The sequence below is a fragment of the Cobetia sp. PS-4MA genome (assembly GCF_057670765.1).
Genome location: NZ_CM173107.1, coordinates 1,567,175 through 1,591,166, shown reverse-complemented (window position 1 = coordinate 1,591,166; position 23,992 = coordinate 1,567,175). Strand labels below are relative to the sequence as shown.

The 23,992-nt window shown below is 62.7% G+C and carries 21 protein-coding genes; 7 read left to right on the top strand and 14 right to left on the bottom strand.

The features are described from left to right. Positions 1-119: 119 nt before the first annotated feature. On the top strand, positions 120-1,031 hold the full coding sequence (locus AC26AR_RS06835) for an AraC family transcriptional regulator (RefSeq protein WP_175090257.1): 912 nt from the start codon (positions 120-122) through the stop codon (positions 1,029-1,031). A 156-nt stretch (positions 1,032-1,187) separates the two neighbouring features. Here AC26AR_RS06835 and cuyB read toward each other — a convergent pair whose 3' ends face one another. From cuyB to cuyA, 7 genes are all read right to left on the bottom strand, one after another. Then, positions 1,188-1,907, bottom strand: a complete 720-nt coding sequence (gene cuyB / locus AC26AR_RS06830) for a cysteate racemase (RefSeq protein WP_136937933.1) — start codon at positions 1,905-1,907, stop codon at positions 1,188-1,190. 112 nt (positions 1,908-2,019) lie between these two features. Next, on the bottom strand, positions 2,020-3,300 hold the full coding sequence (locus tag AC26AR_RS06825; protein WP_175090258.1) for a TRAP transporter large permease: 1,281 nt from the start codon (positions 3,298-3,300) through the stop codon (positions 2,020-2,022). A gap of 4 nt (positions 3,301-3,304) precedes the next feature. Beyond that, the gene (locus AC26AR_RS06820) at positions 3,305-3,862 is read right to left on the bottom strand and encodes a TRAP transporter small permease (RefSeq protein WP_175090259.1); all 558 of its coding nucleotides are present in this window, start codon (positions 3,860-3,862) and stop codon (positions 3,305-3,307) included. 135 nt (positions 3,863-3,997) lie between these two features. After that, the gene (locus AC26AR_RS06815; RefSeq protein ID WP_217485917.1) at positions 3,998-4,936 is read right to left on the bottom strand and encodes a TRAP transporter substrate-binding protein; all 939 of its coding nucleotides are present in this window, start codon (positions 4,934-4,936) and stop codon (positions 3,998-4,000) included. A gap of 168 nt (positions 4,937-5,104) precedes the next feature. Next, positions 5,105-6,313, bottom strand: coding sequence for a DegT/DnrJ/EryC1/StrS family aminotransferase (locus AC26AR_RS06810; protein WP_488107772.1), 1,209 nt, complete (start codon positions 6,311-6,313; stop codon positions 5,105-5,107). Positions 6,314-6,322: 9 nt separating this feature from the next. Continuing rightward, positions 6,323-7,639, bottom strand: a complete 1,317-nt coding sequence (hisD, locus tag AC26AR_RS06805) for a histidinol dehydrogenase (RefSeq protein WP_175090262.1) — start codon at positions 7,637-7,639, stop codon at positions 6,323-6,325. A 127-nt stretch (positions 7,640-7,766) separates the two neighbouring features. Continuing rightward, complete coding sequence (gene cuyA, locus AC26AR_RS06800) at positions 7,767-8,780, bottom strand: D-cysteate sulfo-lyase (RefSeq protein WP_077376967.1); 1,014 nt, start codon at positions 8,778-8,780, stop codon at positions 7,767-7,769. Between the two features lie 386 nt (positions 8,781-9,166). On the opposite strand from cuyA, the gene AC26AR_RS06795 reads away from it, so the two are divergent. Both AC26AR_RS06795 and AC26AR_RS06790 read left to right on the top strand, forming a co-directional pair. Then, positions 9,167-10,072 (top strand): LysR family transcriptional regulator, encoded by a 906-nt coding sequence (locus AC26AR_RS06795; RefSeq protein ID WP_175090263.1) that lies wholly within the window; start codon positions 9,167-9,169, stop codon positions 10,070-10,072. Positions 10,073-10,114: 42 nt separating this feature from the next. Continuing rightward, positions 10,115-10,333, top strand: a complete 219-nt coding sequence (locus tag AC26AR_RS06790; RefSeq protein WP_175090264.1) for a TIGR02450 family Trp-rich protein — start codon at positions 10,115-10,117, stop codon at positions 10,331-10,333. A gap of 106 nt (positions 10,334-10,439) precedes the next feature. Here the strand turns inward: AC26AR_RS06790 and AC26AR_RS06785 are convergent, their stop codons facing one another. From AC26AR_RS06785 to bla, 6 genes are all read right to left on the bottom strand, one after another. Then, on the bottom strand, positions 10,440-11,648 hold the full coding sequence (locus tag AC26AR_RS06785) for a pyridoxal phosphate-dependent aminotransferase (protein WP_175090265.1): 1,209 nt from the start codon (positions 11,646-11,648) through the stop codon (positions 10,440-10,442). 2 nt (positions 11,649-11,650) lie between these two features. Further along, a complete protein-coding gene (locus AC26AR_RS06780; RefSeq protein ID WP_175090266.1) occupies positions 11,651-12,325 on the bottom strand; it encodes a TetR/AcrR family transcriptional regulator in 675 nt (224 codons plus the stop codon). Positions 12,326-12,409: 84 nt separating this feature from the next. Beyond that, on the bottom strand, positions 12,410-13,159 hold the full coding sequence (locus AC26AR_RS06775) for a class II aldolase/adducin family protein (protein ID WP_217485918.1): 750 nt from the start codon (positions 13,157-13,159) through the stop codon (positions 12,410-12,412). Positions 13,160-13,300: 141 nt separating this feature from the next. After that, the gene (locus AC26AR_RS06770; RefSeq protein WP_175090267.1) at positions 13,301-14,257 is read right to left on the bottom strand and encodes an NAD(P)-dependent oxidoreductase; all 957 of its coding nucleotides are present in this window, start codon (positions 14,255-14,257) and stop codon (positions 13,301-13,303) included. 303 nt (positions 14,258-14,560) lie between these two features. Continuing rightward, positions 14,561-15,667, bottom strand: coding sequence for an NADH:flavin oxidoreductase/NADH oxidase (locus tag AC26AR_RS06765; RefSeq protein ID WP_175090268.1), 1,107 nt, complete (start codon positions 15,665-15,667; stop codon positions 14,561-14,563). A gap of 226 nt (positions 15,668-15,893) precedes the next feature. Then, entirely contained in the window at positions 15,894-16,970 is a 1,077-nt protein-coding gene (bla, locus tag AC26AR_RS06760; protein ID WP_488107771.1) for a class A beta-lactamase, read from the bottom strand. A 198-nt stretch (positions 16,971-17,168) separates the two neighbouring features. Here bla and AC26AR_RS06755 point away from each other — a divergent pair, with 198 nt between their 5' ends. Both AC26AR_RS06755 and AC26AR_RS06750 read left to right on the top strand, forming a co-directional pair. Continuing rightward, the gene (locus AC26AR_RS06755; RefSeq protein WP_040244555.1) at positions 17,169-18,530 is read left to right on the top strand and encodes an IS1380 family transposase; all 1,362 of its coding nucleotides are present in this window, start codon (positions 17,169-17,171) and stop codon (positions 18,528-18,530) included. A gap of 375 nt (positions 18,531-18,905) precedes the next feature. Further along, positions 18,906-20,078 (top strand): alpha-hydroxy acid oxidase, encoded by a 1,173-nt coding sequence (locus AC26AR_RS06750; protein WP_077376993.1) that lies wholly within the window; start codon positions 18,906-18,908, stop codon positions 20,076-20,078. 117 nt (positions 20,079-20,195) lie between these two features. Here the strand turns inward: AC26AR_RS06750 and AC26AR_RS06745 are convergent, their stop codons facing one another. Next, on the bottom strand, positions 20,196-21,605 hold the full coding sequence (locus AC26AR_RS06745; protein WP_175090270.1) for an NAD(P)/FAD-dependent oxidoreductase: 1,410 nt from the start codon (positions 21,603-21,605) through the stop codon (positions 20,196-20,198). A gap of 230 nt (positions 21,606-21,835) precedes the next feature. Here AC26AR_RS06745 and AC26AR_RS06740 point away from each other — a divergent pair, with 230 nt between their 5' ends. Together AC26AR_RS06740 and AC26AR_RS06735 are read left to right on the top strand one after the other, a co-directional pair. Next, on the top strand, positions 21,836-22,657 hold the full coding sequence (locus tag AC26AR_RS06740) for a FadR/GntR family transcriptional regulator (RefSeq protein ID WP_175090271.1): 822 nt from the start codon (positions 21,836-21,838) through the stop codon (positions 22,655-22,657). A 49-nt stretch (positions 22,658-22,706) separates the two neighbouring features. Then, a complete protein-coding gene (locus tag AC26AR_RS06735) occupies positions 22,707-23,984 on the top strand; it encodes a Zn-dependent hydrolase (protein ID WP_254627160.1) in 1,278 nt (425 codons plus the stop codon). The last annotated feature ends 8 nt before the right edge of the window (positions 23,985-23,992 follow it).

Here is a 23,992-nt window from a genome sequence, read left to right as displayed (position 1 = left end):
GGACGACACATCAGAGGTGAATTCCCGCGCAGATTAACGATAGCGTAATCGCCAATATCGCTGCAGAATTGAGCCATCATGACATCAGATACCTGAAATCGGACAATCTGCGAGCCGACATGCCAGCCACCTCCTCTAGGACCTCCGCGACGCCGATTTCCCTTGCCACGCGAGACGCAACCTCATCGTCGGGAGTCGCCAGCGGTCACTCCTCCGTGCCCTTCTCCAGCAGCGTCTGCGAACATGACCCGGACATCTACGAGATTCCGGCCAGCGCCCTGCATGTGGATACCGGACAACAGGTGATGGAAGTCCCGATCCACCAGCATCGCAAGGGACAGCTGGTCATCGCCCTGCATGGCGTCGTGACCAGCCGCGTGCCGGAAGGGCTGTGGATGGTGCCGCCGCACAGCGGCGTCTGGATTCCCGGCAACCTGCCCCACAGCAACCACCTGACCCGTGGCGGCCGCGTGTGCCACCTGTTCATCGAGCCCGGAGCGCTTGAGATGCCGAGCCACAGCTGTACGCTGTCGATCTCGCCCCTGTTGCGTGAGCTGGTGCTGCGTCTGGCGGAGCTGCCCCAGCCATATCCTGAACAGGGGCCGACAGCGCGGCTGGTCGATGTCCTGCTGGAAGAACTGGCCTGCATGCCCAGCGAACGTCTGCATCTGCCCTTGCCTGAAGACCCGCGGCTGACCCGCATCAGCGATGCCCTGATCAAGACACCGGATGATCGGCGCACCCTGGCCGAGTGGGCGAGCGAACTGGCGATGAGCGAACGCACCCTCGCCCGGCTTATCCAGCGTGACACCGGCCTGAGCTTCAGCCGCTGGCGCCAGCAACTCCACCTGGTGGTGGGGATCCGCCTGCTGGCCGAGGGCATGAGCGTGCAGCGCGTCTCGGAAGACGTCGGTTATCAGTCCGTCAACGCCTTCATCAGCATGTTCAAGAAGCTGCTCGGCACCACGCCTGCACGCTACCTGCAGGAGCGCGAGCAGCGCCGCTCGGGCAGTGATATTGGCGACGCGTGACTACGCCCCCCCATGGGCGAAGACCCCGCGCATCGCCATGACGATGCCGCGGGGTCTTTGCATGACGCTACCTGAGCGTGGCGCCACTTGAGCGTGGGCAAGCGCTTGGAAACGCTCTCTACCAAATGAGGACACAGCCACCGCTGTGCTCGACGCTTACTGGGTGGCAGCCTGCGCGACACTCACGGCCAGCGCTTCGACGGAATCCACGATCGGCAGCCGGTCATCCAGGAGATGGCTGATGAGGGAGAGCTCCGTGCAGGCCAGTACCAGCACATCCGCTTCCTGCGCCACCAGGTCAGCGGCTGCCTGACGGAAGGCCCCCCCGACGGCGTCATCACTCACCTGTCCTTTCTTGACGCTGCGAATCACCTCCAGCATCGCGTCCTCATCCTGGGGATAGGCCAGCGATAGACCACGCGCCGCGATGAAGCCTTCGTAAAGACCTATCTTGCGCAGCGCCGGCGAACACAGCATGCCGACACGTGCGCCCGGCCACTGCGCCGCCACCCGGTCCAAAGTGCGCTCGACGATATGCCACACCGGAATCGAGACGGCGTCCTGAGCATCCTGCCAGTAGTAGTGGGCGGTATTGCAGGGCATGACCAGAAAATCACATCCTGACTGCTCCAGTCGCTGGGCCATTTCCGCGATGGCAGGCCCCGGAGAGACATCGCACCCTTCCAGCAGAGCCTTGATGCGCGACGGCACCTTGGGATTGTTGTCGACCATCATGTGCACATGATCGATGTCATCCTCGGCCGGCGTGGCCTGGATCACCTGCTGCATGAAGGCCACCGTGGCATCCGGCCCCATGCCGCCCAACACGCCCACGACAATATGTTCTGCGCCCGAGGCGTCATGCGAGCTTCTCATTGGTCGTTCTCCGACAAAACTCTCACTGAAGGTCAAGGCTCGAGAGGATAGCGACGTGGCCGGCATCCTCTCGAGGAACTGTGATGACGAGCAACTGCCATCCGCTGCGCCGCTAGAAGCCCATCATGTCCGGCAGCCACATCGTCAGCTGCGGCACGAAGGCCAGCAGCAAGGCGATCAGCACCATGGTGCCGACCAGCGGCAGCGCACGCACCGAGATCTTCTCGATGGACACGTTGGCGATGCTGGAACTGATGAACATGTTTTCGCCCAGCGGCGGGGTCGAGAAGCCGATCCCCAGGCTGACCACCAGCACGATCCCGAAGTGCACCGGGTCGACGCCCAGCTCCACCATCACCGGCAGCAGCACCGGCGTGACGATCATGATGGTCGCCAGGATCTCGATGAACATGCCGACGATCAACAGGAAGGCGATCACCAGAATCCACACCAGCCACAGGCTGTCGGTGATGTTGAGGATGCCCTGGGCGATCATGGCCGGAATGTGATGCTCCACCAGGATGCGACCGAAGGCGGTGGCGGTGAACATGATGATCAGCACGCGACCGGTCAGCCAGGTCGTGTTCTGGAAGGCTTCATTCAAGCCCAACAACGAGGACTCCTTGTGAATGAAGACGCCGACGAACAGCGCATAGAAGATCGAGACGACGGCGGCTTCGGTCGGCGTGAAGAGACCGCTGTAGATGCCGCCGAGGATGACCACCGGTGCCATCAGTGACCAGAAGCCTTCCTTGAGCACCTTGAAGACACGTGCCTTGTCGTACGGCTCGCCCTGGGCCTGATAGCCGTTGCGCTTGGCGGTGATGTAGTTGGCGATCATCAGGGCCGCCCCTAGCATGATGCCCGGGATGACCCCCGCCATGAACAGCGCCGAGATCGACTCGTTGGCGGTCACCCCGTAGATGACCAACGGCATGCTGGGAGGAATCACGACGCCCAGTCCGCCAGCGGTGGCGGTGATCGCCGCCGGATAGCTGCGGCCGTAGCCACGTTCGATCATCGCCGGAATCACCAGCATGCCCACGGCCGCCGTGGTCGCCGGCCCCGAGCCGGAAATGGCGCCGAAGAACATGCAGGCCATCACTGCCGCCGCCCCCAGACCACCTGCGGCCGGCCCAGCCAGCTCTTCGGCGATACGAATCAGACGCCGCGCGATGCCGGCGTCGCCCATCAGGGCACCCGCCAGAATGAAGGACGGCAGTGCCATCAGCGGAAAGGAGTTGATCGACGAGAATGCCAGCTCCACCAGCGAGGTGATGTCATCACCACTGACGACATAGACCGCCATGGACGCCACCCCAAGGGCAACGACGATGGGGGAGCCCAGAAACAGCAGTGCACCAAACAGAGAGAACAGAATAGTCGCGGCCATGGTATCAGCCTCCCATCTTGGCGGTGCGAGTGACGTCGGTGGAATCTGGGGTCGATTCCGTGATGCGCTTCACTTCCTCGTCGTCCACGTTACCGGGCTCGATGCCTCTGACCAGCTTGAGGAACTGCACCTGCAATACGCGAAAGGCCATCAAGGTGAAGGCCACTGGGAAGATGTAATAGACGTAGGCGAGCGACCAGCCGAGCGCCGGTGACTCATAGGGGAACTCGGTGAGAAGTCCGATCAGATCCAGGCTCTTGTAGGCGATGGTCAGGCTGAAGAGTGCCCAGATGATGTCGACGAACAGCAGGATGGCGTTGGCCACCTTGCGCGGCAGCAGATTGATGTGGGTCTGCAGCCGATTGTGGGCACTCAGGTGAGCCGCATGTGCAGCCCCCAGGAAAACGAACCAGACGAAGGCGTAGCGTGCCAGCTCTTCCATCCATGCCATGCCGATACCGAACACGACACGCAATACCACTTGAGAAAACAGCAGGAGTACGAAGACCGCCAGCAGGAAACGGCAGGCGTAATCCTCGATATTGTTCAATCTGGCCAACATGCGAGCCTCCTTCACGATGAACTATGAGAGGGATACCCGCACTGGGGGGTATCCCTGCTCGAGAGCATTGAACGCAGCAGGGGTCGCTCAGGCATCATTCACGCTGACGCCGCGAGCGCCCCCGCCCACTCGGGCTCAGTAGCCCAATGCTTTCTGCAATTCATCGAAGGATTCCTTGCCGCCGATCTCTTCATAGAACTGCGGCCAGACCTTTTCCTTGGCGATGCTGACCCACTTGTCCTCGTCGGTCAGCTGAGCGGACTGCACCCCTTCCGCTTCCATGCCAGCACGCGCTTGAGAGGCCTCGGTCAGCTGGAATTGAAGCGCATAGAGCTGGGCTTCCAGGCCAGCGCGATCGATGATCTCGCGCTCCTCGTCAGAGAGCTTGTTGTAGGTACGCACCCCCATGACGATGGGCTGCAGGGAGTACTGATAGTGAACCTCGGTCAGATACTTCTGCACTTCCTGGAATTTCATCGTGTAATTGACGATATCCGGGTTGTCCTGACCATCGATCACGCCCTGCTGCAGACCGGTGAAGACTTCCGGCCACGACATGCTGATCGGGCTGGCACCCCAGGCCTGATAGGTGGCGAGCATAATCTTGTTCTGCGGCACACGGATCTTCAGGCCCTCAAGGTCTTCCAATGATGTCACCGGACGCTTGGAGTTGGTCAGATAACGGAAGTTGGAATACAGCCAGCTGACGATGTGGACGCCGGCCTGTTTCTCGGCGATCTGGTTCCATTCATCCGCCAGCGGGCCGGTGGTGGCCTTAACGGCATCCGCATGGCTACGCAATGCATAGGGCATGGTGAGCGCGCCGAGGCGCGGCGCATAGGGCGTCAGGTTGCCGACGCCGATCAGCGCGAAGTCCAGCTTGCCGATACGCGTGTCCTGGATCATGCCGGTCTCGGAGCCCAGCTGACCGCCCGGGAACAACTCCACCTGCATCTCGCCATCGGAGAGTTGCTCGACCAGTTCCTCGAAGCGCTGTGCAAGTGCGCCCTGATCCGAATCCATCGGATCGCCCATGCCGACCTTGAAGGTCTTGGCCTGAGCGGTCGCTGACATCACCAACATCACTGCGGTTGCCAAGAGAGCTTTATTGAACATTGTTATTACTCCACTGGTTGCGGGTCCACATGCCCTGTCACCAGGACATGCGGATTGAAGATCATGTGGCTTTCAAAGCGTTATCGTTATGGGTTCACCACTGTCATATGCTGCCGCCAGGCACAGTCACGCGACGGTCAAGACTGGTCGTGCGCTGTGCAGAGCGTCCTGAATCAGGTCCGCGATCACCTCACAGTCCTGGACGTCGAAGGTCAGCGGAAGGCGCAGATCACACAGTGTCGCCAGCACCCGGTCGGCATTGGGCACCGCACGATGGCTGCCCAGATAGGCCCAGCTGTCGTAGCGACTGGTGTAATCCTCAGGCAGCGACTTGCCGTACCATTTCACCGGTAGCCCACGCGCTTCACAGCCTGCGATGAAGGCGGCGATCTGCTCGTGGGTGCACTGCGCCAGCGTGAACTGGATGGAGCTTCCAACGTAGCCTTCCAGCGGGCCACGCAGGATGGGCGTGACGCCCTCCATGGCCGTGAGTCGGTCCTGCATGCGGGCATAGAGGGCATTCCAGCGCTCGCGACGCTCAGCCAGCTCTCCCAGTTGCGGACGCAGGATGGCGGCACGCAGATTGTCCATGCGACCACTCATGTTGGGGGTCTGCAGGCGCGTCTCAGCGAAGCTCTCCGCTGCCGGCGCCGCCAGGTGACGGTCGTACAACATGTAGGAGCCTGAGAGAATGATGGCGCGTCGCATCACCTCATCATCGGCGGTCGCCAGGAGGCCACCCTCACCGGAATTGACGTGCTTGTAGGTCTGGGTGCTGTAGCAGCCGACCTTACCGAAAGTGCCGCTGGGCTTGCCGTCGTAACTGGCGCCCATGGTATGCGCGCAATCCTCGATCACCGTGATGCCGCGGCTGTCGCAGATCTGCATGATCGCGTGCATGTCGCCGATATGCCCGCGCATGTGCGAGAGCATGAAGAAGCGGGCCCCGCTCTGATCGGCCGCACGCGCCAGATCCTCCGGATCGACGGTGGTGTCCTCGAGGATGTCCACCAGCACCGGCTCGCCACCGGCGGCGACGATGCTGCCGGGCACCGGGGACAGGGTGAAGGCGTTGCACAGCACCTTGTCACCGGCCTCGAGTCCACAGGCGCGCAGCGCCAGCTGCAGGGCATAGCCGCCGGAGGCACAGGCCAGCGCATGGGGAATGCCCAGACTCGCCGCGAATTCCTGTTCTAGCAGCGCCGTTTCGCCCTGCTCGCCTTCCGCCAGGTTGTAGCGATGCAGGCGACCACTGCGCATCACGGCGACGGCAGCCTCGATGGCAGTGTCGGAGATGGCTTCCTGCTGGGTGAATGACTTGGCAAAACAACGCATGTGGCCTCCTCAGTAACGCTTCTGGGCATAGACGGGGAAGTCCCAATCCTGCTCGGGGAAGTATTTGGTGAGGCGCCAGTCACAGGCACGCGCATGGCCTTCCATCCCTTCGGTGCGCGAGATGCGCGAACCGATGGCACTGAACTTGAGGTTGGCTTCGGCACTGAGCTGCTGGGTAGTCAGTACCTTCATGAACTTGTGGACATTCAGGCCTCCGGAGTAGCGACCGGCCCGCTTGGTCGGCAGGATATGGTTGGTGCCGGAACACTTGTCACCGTGGGTGACTGTGCTGCCTTCGCCCAGGAACAGAGAGCCGTAGTTGCCGAGATTCTGCTTCCACCACTCCAGGTCCTCACACAGCACCTGCAGGTGTTCGCAGGCGTACTGATCACTGATCTGGACCACTTCTTCGCGGGTGTCGCACAGGATGACTTCACCGTAGTCGCGCCATGCGGCATGGATGACCTCGGCGTTGGGCATGTCGTTGCCGACCAGCGGCACCAGCTCGATGACGCGGCGCGCGATCTCTTCACTGGTGGTAAACAGCCAGACCGGCGAGTTCGGGCCGTGCTCCGCCTGGGAGACGAGATCCACCGCGATGGTCATCGGGTCTGCCGTGTGATCGGCGATCACCGCCGATTCGGTGGGGCCGGCGAAGACGTCGATACCGACCTGCCCGAACAACAGGCGCTTGGCTTCGGCAACGAAGGCATTGCCCGGACCGACGAGGATGTCGGCTTCGCGCCCGCCGAACAGGCCGAAGGCCATGCTGGCGACAGCGTGAACGCCGCCCATCTCCAGGATGCGGTCGGCTCCGGCCACATGCATGGCGTAGGCCACCGCCGGATTGATGCTGTCACCGCGCGGCGGCGAACAGGCCGTGATGTGCTTGACGCCGGCGGCCTTGGCCGTGGCGACACTCATCAGCGCCGAGGCGGCATGCGCGTAGCGTCCACCCGGCACGTAGCAACCCGCGGCATCGATGGGCAGCACGCGCTGACCCAGCACGACACCCGGCTCGGTCTCGATCTCGAAGGACGTCAGGCTGTCGCGCTGCGCTTCGGCGAAACGACGGATCTGGCGATGGGCGAAATCGATATCGTCCTTGACGCTCTGCGGCACGCTCTCGATCAGCGTGGCCAGCTTTTCTTCACTGAGGACGAAATCGCCGCTCCAGTTGTCGAACTTCTCGGCATACATGCGCACGGCATCTTCACCACGCGAGCGAATGTCCTGCAGCATGTCCTGGACGATGGCCGTGGTGCGCTGATCTTCCTCTGCCACGCCGTCAGCTGCTTCAGCCAGCTTGAGGTGTCTGATTGTCATTGTGATTCCCCGAAAACTGCTGTGATCATCACGCTCCCTTGCCACCCGGGCCGGGAGCGTGTCGTTACGGGATGCGTCAGTCACGCCGTGACCTTCAGGCGGGACGCATCACTGGCCGCAAACGCTATCAGGCCTGGTAATCCGCGAAGTTGAAGGCATCGGGGTAGCCGAACAGGGCCACGGCACCACCGGTGTGCAGGAAGACCACGTTCTCGCCTTCCTTGAAATGCCCCTTGCGCACCAGATCGATCAGACCGGCCATGCCCTTGCCGGAGTAGACCGGGTCCAGCAGGATGCCTTCCTGCTGGGCCAGCAGCGTGACGGCCTCGACCATGCTTTCGGTCGGAATGCCGTAGCCTTCACCGACGTAATCGCAGTTGGCGACGACATCTTCACGCTTGACCACATCCGACAGGCCCAGCTTGGCTTCGGTCTTCTGCGCCAGCGCGAAGACATTGCCTTCCTGCTTGTCCTTCGGTGCCCGCACACCGATGCCGAGTACCGGAATGCCGGAGTTGCAGGCGGTCAGGCCCGTCACCAGTCCCGCCTGGGTGCCGGCGCTGCCGGTGGCGTGAACGAGGTGATCGATCTTGAGGCCCATGTCGTTGGCCTGGGACAGCAGCTCGAGGGCGGCATTCACGTAACCGAGTGCGCCGATCTCGTTGGAGCCACCCCCCGGGATGATGTAGGGCTTCTTGCCCTTGCCGATCAGCTTGTCGGCCAGCGCTTCCATCTCGGCGGCCATGTCGGCACCACCGGCACGCTTGGCAACCGTCGCGCCATGCAGCTGGTCGAGGAAGACGTTGCCGTTGTAGTTGTAGCTGCGGTCGTCGCTGCCGGTACGGTCTTCCAGCAGGATGTGGCACTCAAGGCCCAGCTTGCAGGCAGCGGCAGCGGTCTGACGCGCGTGGTTGGACTGGGTTGCGCCCTGGGTGATGATGGTATCGGCGCCCTGCTCCAGCGCATCCGCCATCAGAAATTCCAGCTTGCGGGTCTTGTTGCCGCCAGTGGAAAGCCCGGTGCAGTCATCACGCTTGATCCAGAGACGCGGCCCACCCAACAGCTTGCTCAGGTTGTCCATCGGCTCCAGCGGAGTCGAGAGGTGACCAAGGCGAACACGGGGAAAACGGGACAGATGCATACGAGCCTCCAGGCGAGTCATTGTTGTCATAGGGATTACTCTCATAACGACGTTCGTCGAATGTGTGACATCACTCCGGCACGCCGCCGAGCGGTCTTCTCAACAGTAAGCCGCGATTCTCGCCAGTCCCAATGCCATGTTTCTCAAAGTTTGTTACTTTTCTGCATGACCAGTGGCTTCCTCTGATCCGACTCAGATATCCAGAAGATCGACATGTCCGCAACGCCGACTGGCAGTCATATCCATTGCCCAAAAGCCCCGTTCTCATGGGACACCCGGTCAGCGTCGTGCCATGTCCGCAGGTGTCGCTGCAGGCTTCACCACAATGGGAAAGCGGTGCATGATGGCCAACCTCCAACAACAACCGACATCTCCTCAGGCGACGCATGAAGATCGAATGGATCGAAGACTTTCTCGCATTGATCAAGGCCGGGACCTTCTCGCTGGCAGCCGAGCGACGCAACGTGACGCAACCCGCCTTCTCGCGCCGAATACGGCAGCTCGAGGAGTGGCTGGGGGTCGAGCTGGTCTATCGCCAGTCGCAGCGCATGATCCTCACCGAGCACGCGCTGGAATATGAGCAGGAAATGCGGGAATGGCTGGCGCGGCTCTATACGCTGCGCAGCCGGCTACGCAGCGAGGCCCGCCAGGGGCCGAAGGCGATCATCACCACTCAGCACACCCTCACCGTCAGCTACCTGCCACGGTTGCTGCGCTATTTCCGGCACAACTCCCCCGACGCCGGACTGCAGGTGAAGTCGCTGGACCGCAGTGAATGCCTGCAGTTGTTCGATCATGGGCAGGCCGATCTGCTGCTGTGCTCCGAGCTTCAGGGCGCGCCGGTCTTCGAGGGAAATTGCGGCATCAATCGCCTCTCGCTGGGGCTGGAGCGCCTGCTGCCGGTGTGTGCGCCAGATACCCTGGGTCGCCCCCTGCACCTGCCACGCAGTGATCAACGCCTGCCCTTGATCGCCTATGATCCGGAGAGTTTTCTGGGCCAGATTCTGGCCTCGCCCTATCTGATGGATCTTCAGCGCGCCCAGGACATCGACATCATCTGCGAGACCTCCTTCACGCTGGGCATTCGTGAACTGGTGATGGCCGGACTGGGGGTCGGTTGGCTGCCCCATGGATTGATCGAGGATGATCTGGAGAGCGGCAGGCTGCTCTCACTGCTGGATGATCTGGGTGGGCCGCCCCTTGAGGTAGCCTGCTATTGCCGCAATGACAACAACAGCACAGCGACCGATGCACTCTGGCAACTGCTCAACGAGAGCCCGCCTGCCGTATGACATCGTGAGCCTCTCATCACTCTTCACCTTCAAGAGCCCGACATGAATCGCCTGAATCCCGACAAGCTGTTGCAGAGCAAATGGACCGCCGTGACTCCCAAGAATCGAGAGCGGCATTTCATCGTCACGCGCCTGATTCGTGATGAGCAGGACGAACATGTGGTCGAGGTCGTGTTGCAGGCGGTACTGACCCGCAAGGATTACACCCTCGCCTGGCGTGAGCTCAAGGAAGACAGCGTCTGGCAGATGGGCTGGAAATGACGCTGTGAATCACGCTTCGGTGAACGCAGACACGCCGCCCGAGGGCGGCGTGTCTGCGTTGATCTGATGAATCGTTTGATAGTCCCGGCACCGCCGAGGCCGCGCCTCAGGTCACGCCTGAGGACACGTCTGAGGTCACTGCGTCGGGCTCGAGCTGATCACACAGTAGCGTCATGCGCTGCACCGCTTCCAGCAGGGTGTCATCCGGCACGGTCAAGGCGACACGTACCAGTGGCCTTCCGCAGTCGCCGAAGACACTGCCCGGCATCACCGCGACCTGCTGCCGTTCCAGCAGCCGCCAGGCGAACTGTTCACCATCCAGGCCGGTGCGTGAGACATCAACCATCAGGAACATGCCGCCCTGGGGCAGGCTGGAAGACAGCTGCGAGATGGCCGCCAGCGCCTCATGGACCAGACGCGCGCGGCGCCCGAGTGATTCGCGAAGACGCTCGGTAGTATCGAAATCTCCGCGCAGCGCGGCCTCTGTCATGTCGGCGATGAAGGGCTGGTTGCCGAACAGCATGGTCTCCGAGACAGGCAACAGCCGGCGGCAGAATTCCGCTGAGCCGATGGCCCAGCCACTGCGAAAGCCGGTGGCAGCATGGCTCTTGGAGATGGAGGACACCACCACGGTGCGCTCACGCAGTGCCTCGATCTCAAGCGGCGAGACGAATTCGCCCGCGAAGATCAGCGCTTCATAGACCTCATCACAGACGATCCACAGGTCATGCTCGCGACACAGCTCACCGATGCGCTCGAGCGTCGCACGGTCCATCACCGCACCCGTCGGATTGTGCGGCGTATTGAGCAGCAATACGCGACTCTGCGGCGTGATGGCCGCGGCCAGATCTTCCGGCTGCAACACGAAGCCATGCTCCATGCGCAGCGGTACCGGCTGCAGGTCACCGCCGGCACCCCGGATCACGCCCTCATAGGTGGCGTAATAGGGGTCGCCGGTCAGTACGCCGCATCCTTCTTCCACCAGCGCCAGCATCACCGCGAACAGCGCCGTCTGAGTGCCGGGGAAACACAGCACGTTGTCTGCGCTGATCTCGGGCATGCGCGCTGAGTAGCGCTCGGCCAATGCCGCGACCAGCCCCGGTTCGCCACGGCCATCGGAGTAGCGGGTACGCCCGGCGCGCAGCGCCTCGACACAGCGCTCGACCAGCGCCGGGTGTGTGGCGATATCCGGTTCTCCGATGGTCAGCTCGATGATCGGTTCTCCCGCCAGAATTCGCTGACGAGCGGCACTGTGGACGGCCCATTTGTCACCGCCCAGATCGCTCAATCGTTCGGTGATGGTGGCGTAGCGCATGCTCAACTCCTGTGAGGTGGGGGTGTTGTTGTCATCTCGACATGCTCAAGCAAGGTGCCGTGAGGCAGGCGCAGGATGCCCTCTGCCGCTCGCATGGCGATCCCGGGCAATCGCTCGACGGCATAGAGGCCATGTTCCAGCCCACCTTCCAGCCACAGACCATCGATCAGGCCATTGAGGGCGATCGCCTGCTCCTCACAGATAGCGTCATCAGCGGGCTGATCATTGGCGCTCAGAACGGGTTGGATCAGTAACCGCAGCAGATCGAGAAACTCGCGATAGGTTTCCTGATGGACCGCCGAGTAGGTGGCATCGTGACGTACCCGACCGATGAAGGTCGCCCACAGGGAGACCTTGTGGGCGGCCAGATTGGGCTGCGTGAGACTCGCCGCGATGAAGCGTGCCAGACGACACGCCGAGGATTCATCACTGACCGGGCTGGCATCGGCGATATCAGAGGTCAGCTGGCCCATCATGTAGGCATAGGCGGCCCGCACCATGTCATCCTTGGTGCCGAAGTGGTGGCGAATCAGCCCGGGTGAGACACCGGCCGCCTCCGCCACGCGGCGCACGCTGGCGCCGGCCAGACCATGCTGCGCGACACAGCTCAGCGTGGCTTCCAGCAGGTCGCGACGACGCTGATCCTGGGAAAGACGCTGAAACACCTTGCGACTCATCTGGGCCCCTCTCCTTCACTCAACGCCGGGATTGCCGCACTTGCCTCACTCTCACGTGACAGCGGCCACGCATCGAGGGAAGGCTTATCGACGATAGTCACTGCCAAGGCTCTCCAGCAGACGCAGGTGGGAATCCCATTCCAGTACCAGATCGCCATCCTCATGGATGGCCATGTCGTACTGGTCGACCACATGCGCACAGATCTCGGGCGAGAGACGGCGCACCGGCTGGCCCATGGACAGGGTCGCGACCTGAATCTCGCAGCTGCGCTCGAGGTAGAACATGTTGTTGAACATCTCGGCAGCAGAGGCACCGGTGGTCAGCAGGCCATGATTGCGCAGGATCAGCGCCGGATTCTCGCCAAGGCTTGCCACGATGCGTTCGCGCTCATCCAGATCCAGCGCGATGCCTTCGTAGTCGTGGTAGGAGACGCGACCATGGAACTGCAGGGCGATCTGATTCAGCGGCAGCAGTCCTTCTTCCAGGCTCGATACCGCCACGCCGGCGCGCGTATGGGTATGCATGATCCAGCTGGCAGAGTGGCTTGCCGCATGAATCGCCGAGTGAATGGTGAAACCGGCTGGATTGACCCGCGCGGCGCTGTCATCGACCTTCTCGCCGTTGACGTCGATCTTGACCAGCGAGGATGCGGTGATCTCCTCCCAGCGCCAACCATAGGGATTGATCAGGAAGTGCCCTTCCTCACCCGGCACTCGCGCCGTGATGTGGGTATAGATCAGGTCGGTCATGCGGTAGTGCGCCGCCAACCGATAGCAGGCTGCCAGATCAAGGCGTGCCTGCCATTCCGCGTCACTCATGGTCGATGCCTGCATGTCGCTGTCTCCTGTGATCAAGATGTCGCTGTCTGGGGTCGAGAAAGGCTCCGCAGAGCCCTGAAAAGCCTTGACGCCTCCACCTTCCGGTCCTCAATAGCCGAGGGCCACAATAGCCAAGGTCCTCAATAGACCAGGGCCTCAATAGCCGCGCTGGCGATCCACGCCCAACGTGAGCGGCAGGCCATCGCGCAACTCGCGCGCCGTGGCCACCACCTGCTCGGCGACCACCTCGGGGAGCGAGTCACTGGCGACATGCGGCGTGATGCGCAGGCGCGCGTCTTGCCACCAGCGATGATTGGGCGCCAATGGCTCCTCGCGGAAGACGTCCAGCGTCGCGCCCGCCAGCTGAGCGGACGCCAGTGCCGCATCGAGATCGGCTTCCACCAGGTGCTCGCCGCGGCCGATCTGCACAAGCCAGGCCCCCGGCCGCAGCTGGGCGAACAGGGTCGCATTCAGCACATTCTCGGTGACCGGAGTCAGCGGCAGGATGTTGATCAGGTAATCCGCCCCCTGAGCCGCGGCCATCACCGCATTGTTGCCCGTCAGATAGCACACGCCTTGCACTGCTGCGACAGGTTCACTGCGACAGGCGACCGTCACCGAGAATCCCAGTGCCGACAGCGAAGTGACCACCGCGCGCCCCATGCTGCCGTGGCCCAGCACCGCCACCTGCGCCTTCTCGGGCGCACGCATCGGCAAGGGCTGCCACTCACGGCGCGTGGCATTGTCTGCCATGACGGCAAACTCGCGCTCTTGATGCAGCACTTCATGCGCGGCAAACCCGGCCATCAGAAATGCCTGATGCGGATCTCGTACCCGTGCCACCTGAACCTCATCTGACAGCCCCGGATGACTGAGCAGAGCATCCACCCCCGCCGCGATCGACATGGCAAGCATGAGATTGGGGTACGGCGCGAAGGCGTCTTCTCCCGGCTGCCAGCAGATGGCGAACGCGACCTCCGTGGGGTCTTCGATCTCATGCGGGTTCTGCAGCACGACATCCTCGCCCAGCTGGCGCAGCGCCTCACCGTAGAGGCTGTCCAGGTCCAGGGATTCACTCAGGTAGACACCCAGAATCGGGGCTTGGCTTGGCATTGGCTCTCCTTGTGTCACGACTGGCAGCGAATGGGTTGCGGTGGATCTTCCGCCACTATTGCACACTCGTATAATTACTGCCAGCCGTCCTGTACTCCCCCGAGCCTTCATCGCCCTGCTGGCGCAGCGCCGCCTTGAGCCACAAGGAGAGGCGCAAACGCCTCTCCACTCTCCTCCCTCAAATCGAGGCTTCGCGCCGCCAGGGGGATTGAGCAAAGGGGATTGAGCAAACAAGAACGCCCGCGATCATCGAGCAAGGGCTCATGAACGCGGGCGTCAGTCATCGATGTCCTTTCACGGACTTCAGTCCTGCTGATTCTCCAGCAATGACTTCAGACCATGCGGCTGGCAACGCAGATACTGGGGCGAAACCTTGACGGTATCTCCCAGCGCGGCGGCCGCATGCCAGGGCCAGCGCGGGTCATAGAGAATGCCGCGCGCCAGGGCGATGGCATCGGCACGCTCTGTCACCAGCAGGTCTTCCGCCTGCTGTGGCTCGGTGATCAAGCCCACCGCGATGACGGGCATGACCACCTGAGCCTTCAAGGCCTCGGCGTGCGGGACTTGATAGTTGGGCTCCACCGGAATCTGCTGCTGCTCGCTGAGCCCGCCGCTTGAGACATGCAGATAGTGGCAGCCACGGCGGTCAAGCGCCTTGGCGAGTTCGATGCTCTGTGCGAGATCCCAGCCGCCCTCGACCCAGTCCGTCGCGCTGATCCGGATGCCCAGCATGACCTCGTCAGGAATCGCGGCGCGAACGGCGTCGAACACCTCAAGCGTCAGCCGCATGCGATTCTCCAGTGAACCGCCATAGTCGTCCTCGCGCTGATTGCTCAACGGTGACAGGAATTGATGCAGCAGATAACCATGCGCCGCGTGCAGCTCGATCCCGTCGAGACCGATCTCGACGGCACGCCGGGCCGCTTCCACGAAGGCGTCGATGGTCTGGGCGATCTGCTCGGCGCTCATCGCCTCGGGAAGCGGCCCCCCTTCACTGAAGGGAATCGCGCTGGGTGCCAGAGTCTGCCAGCCGTTGGGTTGTCCCGGAGCAATGGCAGTTCCGCCCTCCCAGGGCTTCTCGCATGAGGCCTTGCGGCCCGCGTGACCGATCTGCACGGCCAACGGCATCGGCGAATAACGACGGATACGCTCGACGACACCTTGCATCGCGTCACGCGTTGCCTCGTCAAAGAGCCCCACATCGCCATGGGTGATACGCCCTTCGGGGGAGACGGCACTGGCCTCGAAGATCAGCAGGCCGGCACCTGACTGGGCCAGATTGCCGAGATGCTGGTCATGCCAGGCTTGCATCCGGCCATCCTGGGCGGAGTACTGGCACATCGGTGCAATGATGATGCGATTGTCCAGCGTGAGCGGGCCGAGCTTCAGCGGGGAAAACAGTGTGGACATGGATATCCTCCAGACACGTGCAGGAACAGGTTGGGCAAGGCTCATGAGCGGACATGACAGGGGGAGCGGGTACCATCTCCCCCGGCAAACCATTGCGGATACAGTTCAGGCACAATGCGGGCGAGAGGCAGGAGTCACAAGTAAAGGATGGCATCAGGGCCGGCAACGCTGAGTTGCCCAGGCTTCACGCAGGCTCTCTCAGGCGCGCTACTTCAGGCATGCTCTTTCAGCACGTTCTCTCACGCGTCACGCGATCAATGTCAGCGTGCGTGTCCACACCTTCGGTGGCCGGTCCTTCGATGGCCAGTCTCTCGATGGCCAGTACCTCGGAGACCAGCAGACGCCCGACATCGGCAATCGCGGCGTCACGCACCGCACGCTCGGCCTCGCTCTCGGTCAGATAGACCGCCACGATCAACGGGGCGTGATTCGGCGGCCAGATGATGGCGATATCATTGTTGGTGCCATGCCCCCCGCCCCCGGTCTTGTCAGCGATCTGCCAGTCATCCGGCAAGGCGGCACGCAGCTTGTCACTTCCCGTGGTATTGGCCAGCATCCAGCCCTGCAACGTGAGACGCGACGCCTCGCTCAGCGCCTCCCCCAGCAGCAGCCGCTGAAGGGTGGACGCCATCGCGTCGGGGGTGGTGGTATCACGGGGGTCACCCGGAGTGGCCTCATTGAGCGCCGTTTCACGACGATCCAGACGTGTGCTGTCATCCTTCAGAGTCCGCAGATAATTCGTCAGCCCGACAGGCCCACCGATGGCATCGAGAATCAGGTTGCCGGCGGTATTGTCGCTGGTGGTGATGGTGGCGCGGCACAACGCCGCCAGTGTCATGCCATCGCCCTCCACCTGACGTTCAGTGACGGGGGAGTAGGTCACGAGATCCGCCGGGCGAATCTCCACCTTGCGTGACAGCGACTCCTGGCGGGCATCCACCCGCGAGAGCAGATTGCCGCATGCCAGCACCTTGAAGGTGCTGCTCATGGGGAAACGCTCATCACCCCGCCAGCTGACACGTCTGCCATCGGCAGTATCCAGTACCGTCACACCAAGGCGCGCGCCGACCCGCTGCTCTATTTTCTGCAGATTGGCGACCACAAGCCCCTCACGCTCCGCCTCGGAAGCGACCACGGACGCTGCGTGAGCCGGACTGATCATCAGCCATGACAGACAGGACGCCAGCATCGCGTCACGCCCACGACGCAGGACTCTTGCCCTTGCCGCGCCTTGGGGACTGGCCGGATCGCGCGGCGTTGTCGGGCGCCGACCATCGGCTGAGGCGCTACAGGCAAATCTCATGGGTCCATCACCTTTCATGGGGGCGCTACCTGACACCTCAGGCCGCGCAGTCAACGTGTCCGTCTGCAGACGTCGTGCAGCAGGTTGGTTGCATCATTGCCATGATCCTGAATCCGTGAGACCAGCCCCCAGAAATGCTTCTAACCTACTGAACTGCATGGCAATATAGCGAATATCGCCATTCACCCAGACAGTGCCATGCCCAACGTCAAGTTCCGCGCCAGTCGCCGCACCCTCACCAGCCACGCCGGGCTGTCCATCATCGGGCAATGCTTCGAGATCGCTGGCGTCGACAGCATCGACAGCCGCTTCCCCACCACGCTGGGCATGCGCACCAGTGACGTGATCAAGAGCTACCTGGGCCTGCTGTGTCTGGGCATGAGCGACTATGACGCTGTCGAGAACTTCCGCCGCGACAAGCCCTTCCAACAACTGCTGACCCTGCAGAAGGTGCCGAGCGCGGCGACGCTGCGACAGCGGCTGGAGAAACTTGCCGCCAACGACCTGCAGGCGCGCACCGCCACCTGGTCCACGACCCTGCTGTCACTGATCGAAGCACCGATCACCGCCGAGACGACGCACGTCTGCCTGGACATCGACACCTTCGTCATGGACAACAGCAACTCGAAGAAGGAAGGCGTCTCGCGGACCTACCAGAAGGTCGATGGCTACACCCCGATCGCCGCCTATCTGGGCAACGAAGGGTGGTGCCTGGGTCTGGAACTGCGGCCTGGCAAGCAGCACACCATGAAGGAGAGCAACGCCTTCCTGGAGCGGGTACTGCCTCGCGCCCAAGGCCTGACCAAGCAACCGATCCTGTTACGCGAGGACAGCGGCTTCGACAGCCAGGCGCACCTGGCGCTTCTCGAACAGCAGCGCCAGGTCTTTGCCGACGAGGGGCGCCGGCTCGACTATGTCGTCAAATGGAACCCGCGCGGCTCGGCCACGGCGGATCAGGATACCTGGTTGGCTGTGGCGGCGGACTACTGGGAAGAGCTGCGTCCTGGCAAGCGCCAGGCGCTGTGGACGCAGACCGTCTCGATCCACGACGACAACAAGACCGAATACGTCGTCCAACGCGTGATGCGCCTGGTAGAGCGCACCGCCGATCGCGATGGCCAGTTGCTGCTCGAACCGGACTATGAGTTGGAAGGCTGGTGGACCAGCCTGGACGAGGCGCCGGAGGCGGTGATCAAACGCTACCAGGCGCATGCCACCCACGAGCAATTCCACAGTGAGATCAAGACCGATCTCGACCTGGAGCGGCTGCCGTCGGGCAAGTTCGCCACCAACGATCTGATCCTGCACCTCGCCCAGCTGGCCTACAACATCCTGCGGCTGATGGGGCAGCTGGGCATGACCGGCGAGCTGAGCCCGGTGCGCCATCCCGCCAAGCGGCGCCGGATCCGCACCGTGCTACAAGAGCTGGTGCATCGTGCGGCGCTCGTGATTCACAAGGCGCGGCAGATCATCCTCGACTTCGGGCAGGACATCGGACGCATGACGGTGTTGAACACCTTGCGAAGCCGCCTGCGCTATCCCCGAGGCACGCCATGCTGATCGTCTGTCGGACAAAGGCACCACGCAGAGAGCTGACGGTCATCGGCAGCCAGTATCAGCGTGCCCGGCGGGTAGAAATGCCTGTCAAAATGGGCTGCTCTCGTCGGTCAGCGTCGCCATGGTTGGTCCTCCCCGGTATGCGTTCAGCGGTTGAGACGGAATCGGCGGTCAGAAAATGCTCGCTGGCGGTGATAGGGGAAGTGTCGGCGCTGGCTTCACGGAATCAGGATGATGCTATGGCACAGGCGTCCTCGACAGATAGACGTATCGCCAATGGTGACCCCCCCATCCATCGGAGACAATAAGCCCAGCATCCCCTTGGCGATGTCCCTGAACCTCAAACGATCCGCCTTCTCTCCTTGGATGGAGTTCTGCATGACCATCACCTGCATCAATGATCTGCAACGCCTGGCGAAACGCCGTGTGCCGAAGATGTTCTACGACTATGCCGACTCCGGCTCATGGACGGAAACCACCTATCGCGCCAACGAGGCTGATTTTGCCGCCATCGGACTGCGTCAACGGGTGATGGTCGACATGGACAATCGCACCCTGCGCACGCAGATGCTGGGAGAGGATGTGGCCATGCCGGTGGCGATCGCGCCCACTGGCCTCACCGGCATGCAGCATGCCGATGGCGAGATGCTGGCCGCGCGCGCGGCGAGTGACTTCGGCGTGCCCTTCACGCTCTCGACCATGAGCATCTGCTCCATCGAGGATGTCGCATCCGTCAGCACACGCCCCTTCTGGTTCCAGCTCTACGTGATGCGCGACAAGGATTACATCGGGCGGCTGATCGATCGCGCCAAGGCGGCGGAATGTTCCGCGCTGGTGCTCACCGCTGACCTGCAGATCATCGGCCAGCGCCACAAGGACCTGATCAATGGCCTGAGCGTCCCTCCTCGCCCCACCGTGGCCACCGCGCTAAACCTGGCGACCAAGTGGCGCTGGTGCGCCGGCATGCTGAAGACGAAGCGCCACAGCTTCGGCAACATCGCCGGTCACGTGAAGGACGCCGACAACCTCAGCTCCCTGTCGAAATGGACCGCCAGTCAGTTCGACCCCAGCCTGAGCTGGGATGACATCAAATGGATCAAGGATCGCTGGGGCGGCAAGTTGATCATCAAGGGCATCATGGAGCCGGAGGATGCCGAGATGGCCGTTCAGGCAGGCGCCGATGCCGTGATCGTCTCCAACCACGGTGGACGTCAGCTCGATGGTGCGGCCTCCTCCATCTCCGCTCTGCCGGACATTCTCGCGGCGGTCGGCGACAGGACAGAGGTCCACATGGATGGCGGGATTCGCTCTGGCCAGGATGTGCTCAAGGCGGTGGCGATGGGCGCCAAGGGCGTCTATCTGGGACGCGCCTTCCTGTATGGACTCGGCGCCATGGGCGAGCAAGGCGTGACGAAGACCCTGGAGATCATCCACAAGGAGCTCGACACGACGCTGGCCCTGTGCGGACTGCGGGATATCCACGACGTGGACACGCGAATTCTCAGGCCCGGCACCTATCCGGTGGCCAGTTCACAGACCAGAAGCTCGTGAGAAACACGAGCCTTTGATGACGACGACGGCCGACATGCGCCGGTGGAATCAACCACGGCACATGTCGGCCTGTCATCCTGTGCACGCTGCCCTCTCGGGCCAGCGCACCGGCTTGCCTCAATGCACCTTGAGTCGCGGCCCCATGGCGTGGCGCAACACATCACTGACCACCTCGGCTGAGCCCTTGAGGGGCCCCAGCAGCAGGAACTGATGCTGACGCTGCAGTCCTTGGTAGGCCGCGCGTGCAAAGCGCCCTCTCACCTGCAGATCCTCATGCCCATCGTTGCCTTGTGCGTTACTCAGCTTGGCGCTGAGCTTGCCACCGAGCTCACCGACGCTGCCCGCCCTGGCCAGCGACAACAGCGTGCCGCGATCCTTGAACTCGAAGACCTGAGCCGCCTCGCCCTGCTGGCGACGCGGCAGTTCTTCCGCCAGGAACTCGGCCTGTTCGCTGGCCACCTGTGCCGTGGGTGGCAAGGGTGCCTCATCGATGCAGGCACAGTCGCCCAGCGCGTAGATGGCTTCCTGCTCAAGGCATTGCAGTCCGGGCGTCACCTTCCATTGACGCTTCTTGTTGCTGGCCAGTCCTTCGACCTCCTCGACGATGGCAGGCCCCACACGCCCCGCCGCCCAGACCACCAGGTCTGCCTCGCGAGTCACGGACTCGTCACCTTCGCTGATCTCGACGCTGCCGGGTGATACCTTGGCGACCTGACGAGACAGTTCGATATTGATGCCCTGTGCCTCGAGTCGCTGATGGATCGCCTCGCGCAGTTCCTCGGAGACCCCCGGCATGAAGGTCTCGGTGGCCTCGAGGATCGTGATCTCGACCCGCGAGTCCTTCGGCGCAGGCGCATCATGTCTGCCACGCGCCTCATGCAGATAGGCGGCGAGCTCGACACCGGTGGCACCCGAGCCGACGATCACCACCTGATACGGCCGCCCCGGAGACTCTTGAGCACCATCCTTGGCACCATCCTGGGGGGCTGACGCGCTTGAATCCCCTGTCGATGCTGTTTCCCTTGCCACATGGTTGGCCAGCAAGCCACGCGAGAAGCGCTCGGCAATACGTTCGGCGTCTTCGGGCGAGTCAAGCAGACAGGCATGCTTCAGCACGCCCTCGACGCCCATGTCAGGTGTCACCCCTCCCAAGGCCAGTACCAGCTGGCGATAACCTCTGACGCGGACCGGCACCTCGGCGGTCGCGTCATCTTCCCTGCCCGGTATCGCCGCAAGGGTGATCTGGCGTTGTTCAGGGTCCACGCCTTCGAGGGCGCCGCACTCGAAGCGAAATCCCCACTGCTCCGCCAGACCGGCATACCCCAACTCATCGACCTGGCGCCGTCCGAGGCCCGCCGCGATCTCATGCAGGCGCGGCTTCCACACGTGACTGGTGTCGCGATCGATCAGCAACACGTCCTTGTGGCCTGCCTTGGCCAGGCGAACCGCCAGTTCCAGTCCGCCGGCACCGCCACCGACGATAACGATATCGGCGTCACGCGTTCGCTGAGAATCATGCGTTTCCATAGGGCCTCCTTTCGCGGGGTCGAATAGAGAAACCTTATGTCAGACCAGGCGCTTTTCAAGACTGCCACCCGGAACTTCGCCAATGCGCAGCCTTTGATGCGACGCGTCATGCCCTTGATCGAATTCGCGACGCTCACGTGCGCATTGCGGGTTTGACAGCGCTCGAGTCCGCGACTAAAGCTTATTTATACGAATAAATATGAATGACTCGCCTCCGCTCAGGACATCGCATGCCGACATCGCCTCCACCACTGATCACGTCACGCACCAGCAATGGCTCTGGCGCTCCCAAACGCCAGAAACTGGCCGAGCTGATCAGCGATGACCTGAGGCGCAGCATCGTGCGTGACGGGTTGAGCGAAGGTGACCGGCTACCCAACGAGAAGGCGCTGATGGCCCAGTACGGCTGCGCCAAGGGCACGCTGCGTGAAGCCCTCAAGATTCTGGAAGTCGAAGGCTTGATCACGCTGAAGACGGGCCCCAATGGCGGCGCCGTGCTGAATGCGCCGAGCATGGAGCCCGCCAGTCGCATGCTGAGAAGCTTCCTGCACTTCAAGACGCTCAATGGCGCCCAGGTCTATCAGCTGCGCCGGCTGCTGGAAGTCGAGATGGCGGTATCGGTGGTGGGCCTGCTCAGCGAAGAGGATCTGGTCGCGCTCGAGCACAATGTCAGTGACTGCAGTTGCCATCAGCCACAGGGCGAGGACCAGCGTCGCCAGCGTTTTCTGGAAATCGAGTTCCATCAGGTACTGGCGCGCGCCTGTCCCAACCCGCTGCTCAGCTTCATGTGCCAGTTCCTCAACGACATGCTGCACGAGCTTGTCGTCATCAAGAAGGCCTATCTCCCGGAGCGCAAGCAGTTCGATGCCGCCAATCAGCATTACCACACCGGCCTGATCACGGCGTTCCGCCAGCAGGATCACGAACAGGTCCGTCAGCTCATGACGGAGCACATGCAGGATGCCGAGCACCATATGACGGCCCTTGAGGTGGAAATGGCCGACCAGCTGCTCGTCACTCCGGCGCAGCTGATGGCCGACAGCAGAGCCTGAAACCGCACGACACATCACAAGAACAATATTCACGAGAGGAAGGAAATCGATGACCACTGCCCAGATGGATACCTCCCCCGTCAGCACCCTGAGCGAGCTGCGCACCGACAGTGATCGCCTGTGGCAATCCCTGATGACCCTGGCCGAGCTGGGCGCCACGCCCAAGGGCGGCGTCAACCGCCAGGCGTTGACCGAACTGGACCGCCAGGCGCGCGACCTCTTCATTCAATGGTGCAAGGCCGAAGGCTGCACGATCCGTATCGATGCCATCGGCAACATCTTTGCGCGCCGCGCCGGCACCGATCCGGACGCCCCGGCGGTGATGACCGGCAGCCACATCGATACCCAGCCCACGGGCGGCAAGTTCGATGGCTGCTTCGGGGTGATGGCGGGACTGGAAGTGCTGCGCAGCCTCAACCAGCACGACATCAAGACCCGCTGCCCGGTGGAGGTGGTGGTCTGGACCAACGAGGAAGGCTGTCGCTTTGCGCCCTGCATGATGGGGTCCGGTGTGCATACCGGCCAGTTGTCATTGCACGAGATGCTGGCTCAGAAGGACACGGATGGCGTGACCGCCGGCGAAGCGCTGGATGCCATCGGCTATCGGGGCAGCGATGAGATCCCCCGCGAGAACGTGCGCGCCTTCTTCGAGAGCCATATCGAGCAGGGCCCGATCCTGGAAGATGAAGAGACCACCATCGGCGTGGTGATGGGTGCGCTGGGCCAACGCTGGTTCGATCTGTCGCTGACCGGCCAGGAAGCCCATGCGGGCCCCACGCCCATGTCGCTGCGCCAGGACGCCATGCTCGGCGCGGCCGAGATCACCGTCGCCGTCAATCGCATCGCCATCGAGCATGCACCGCACGGTCGCGGCACCGTGGGCGTGATGCAGGTCCATCCGGGCTCTCGCAACGTCATCCCGGGTCAGGTCAACATGACCATCGACCTGCGCTCGCTGGAGCCCGACTCCCTCACCGCGATGGTCGCCGAACTCAAGGAAGTCGTCGAAGCCGTCAGCCAACGTCACCGTCTGGCCTTCGAGCTCACCCCTACCGCCGACTTCGTCCCCGAGCACTTCGCCGACAACTGCGTGAACGCGGTGCGCAATGCCGCCAGCCAGCTCGGCTACTCGCATCTCGACATAGTCAGCGGTGCCGGTCACGACGCCATCTTCATGGGCCGTATCGCTCCCGCCGGCATGATCTTCGTCCCCTGCGAAGGCGGTATCAGCCACAACGAGATCGAGAATGCCGCCCCCAAGGACCTGCACGCCGGCTGCAACGTGCTCTTCCACGCCATGCTCGATCAGGCCGAGATCGTCAGCTGAGGCGTGAT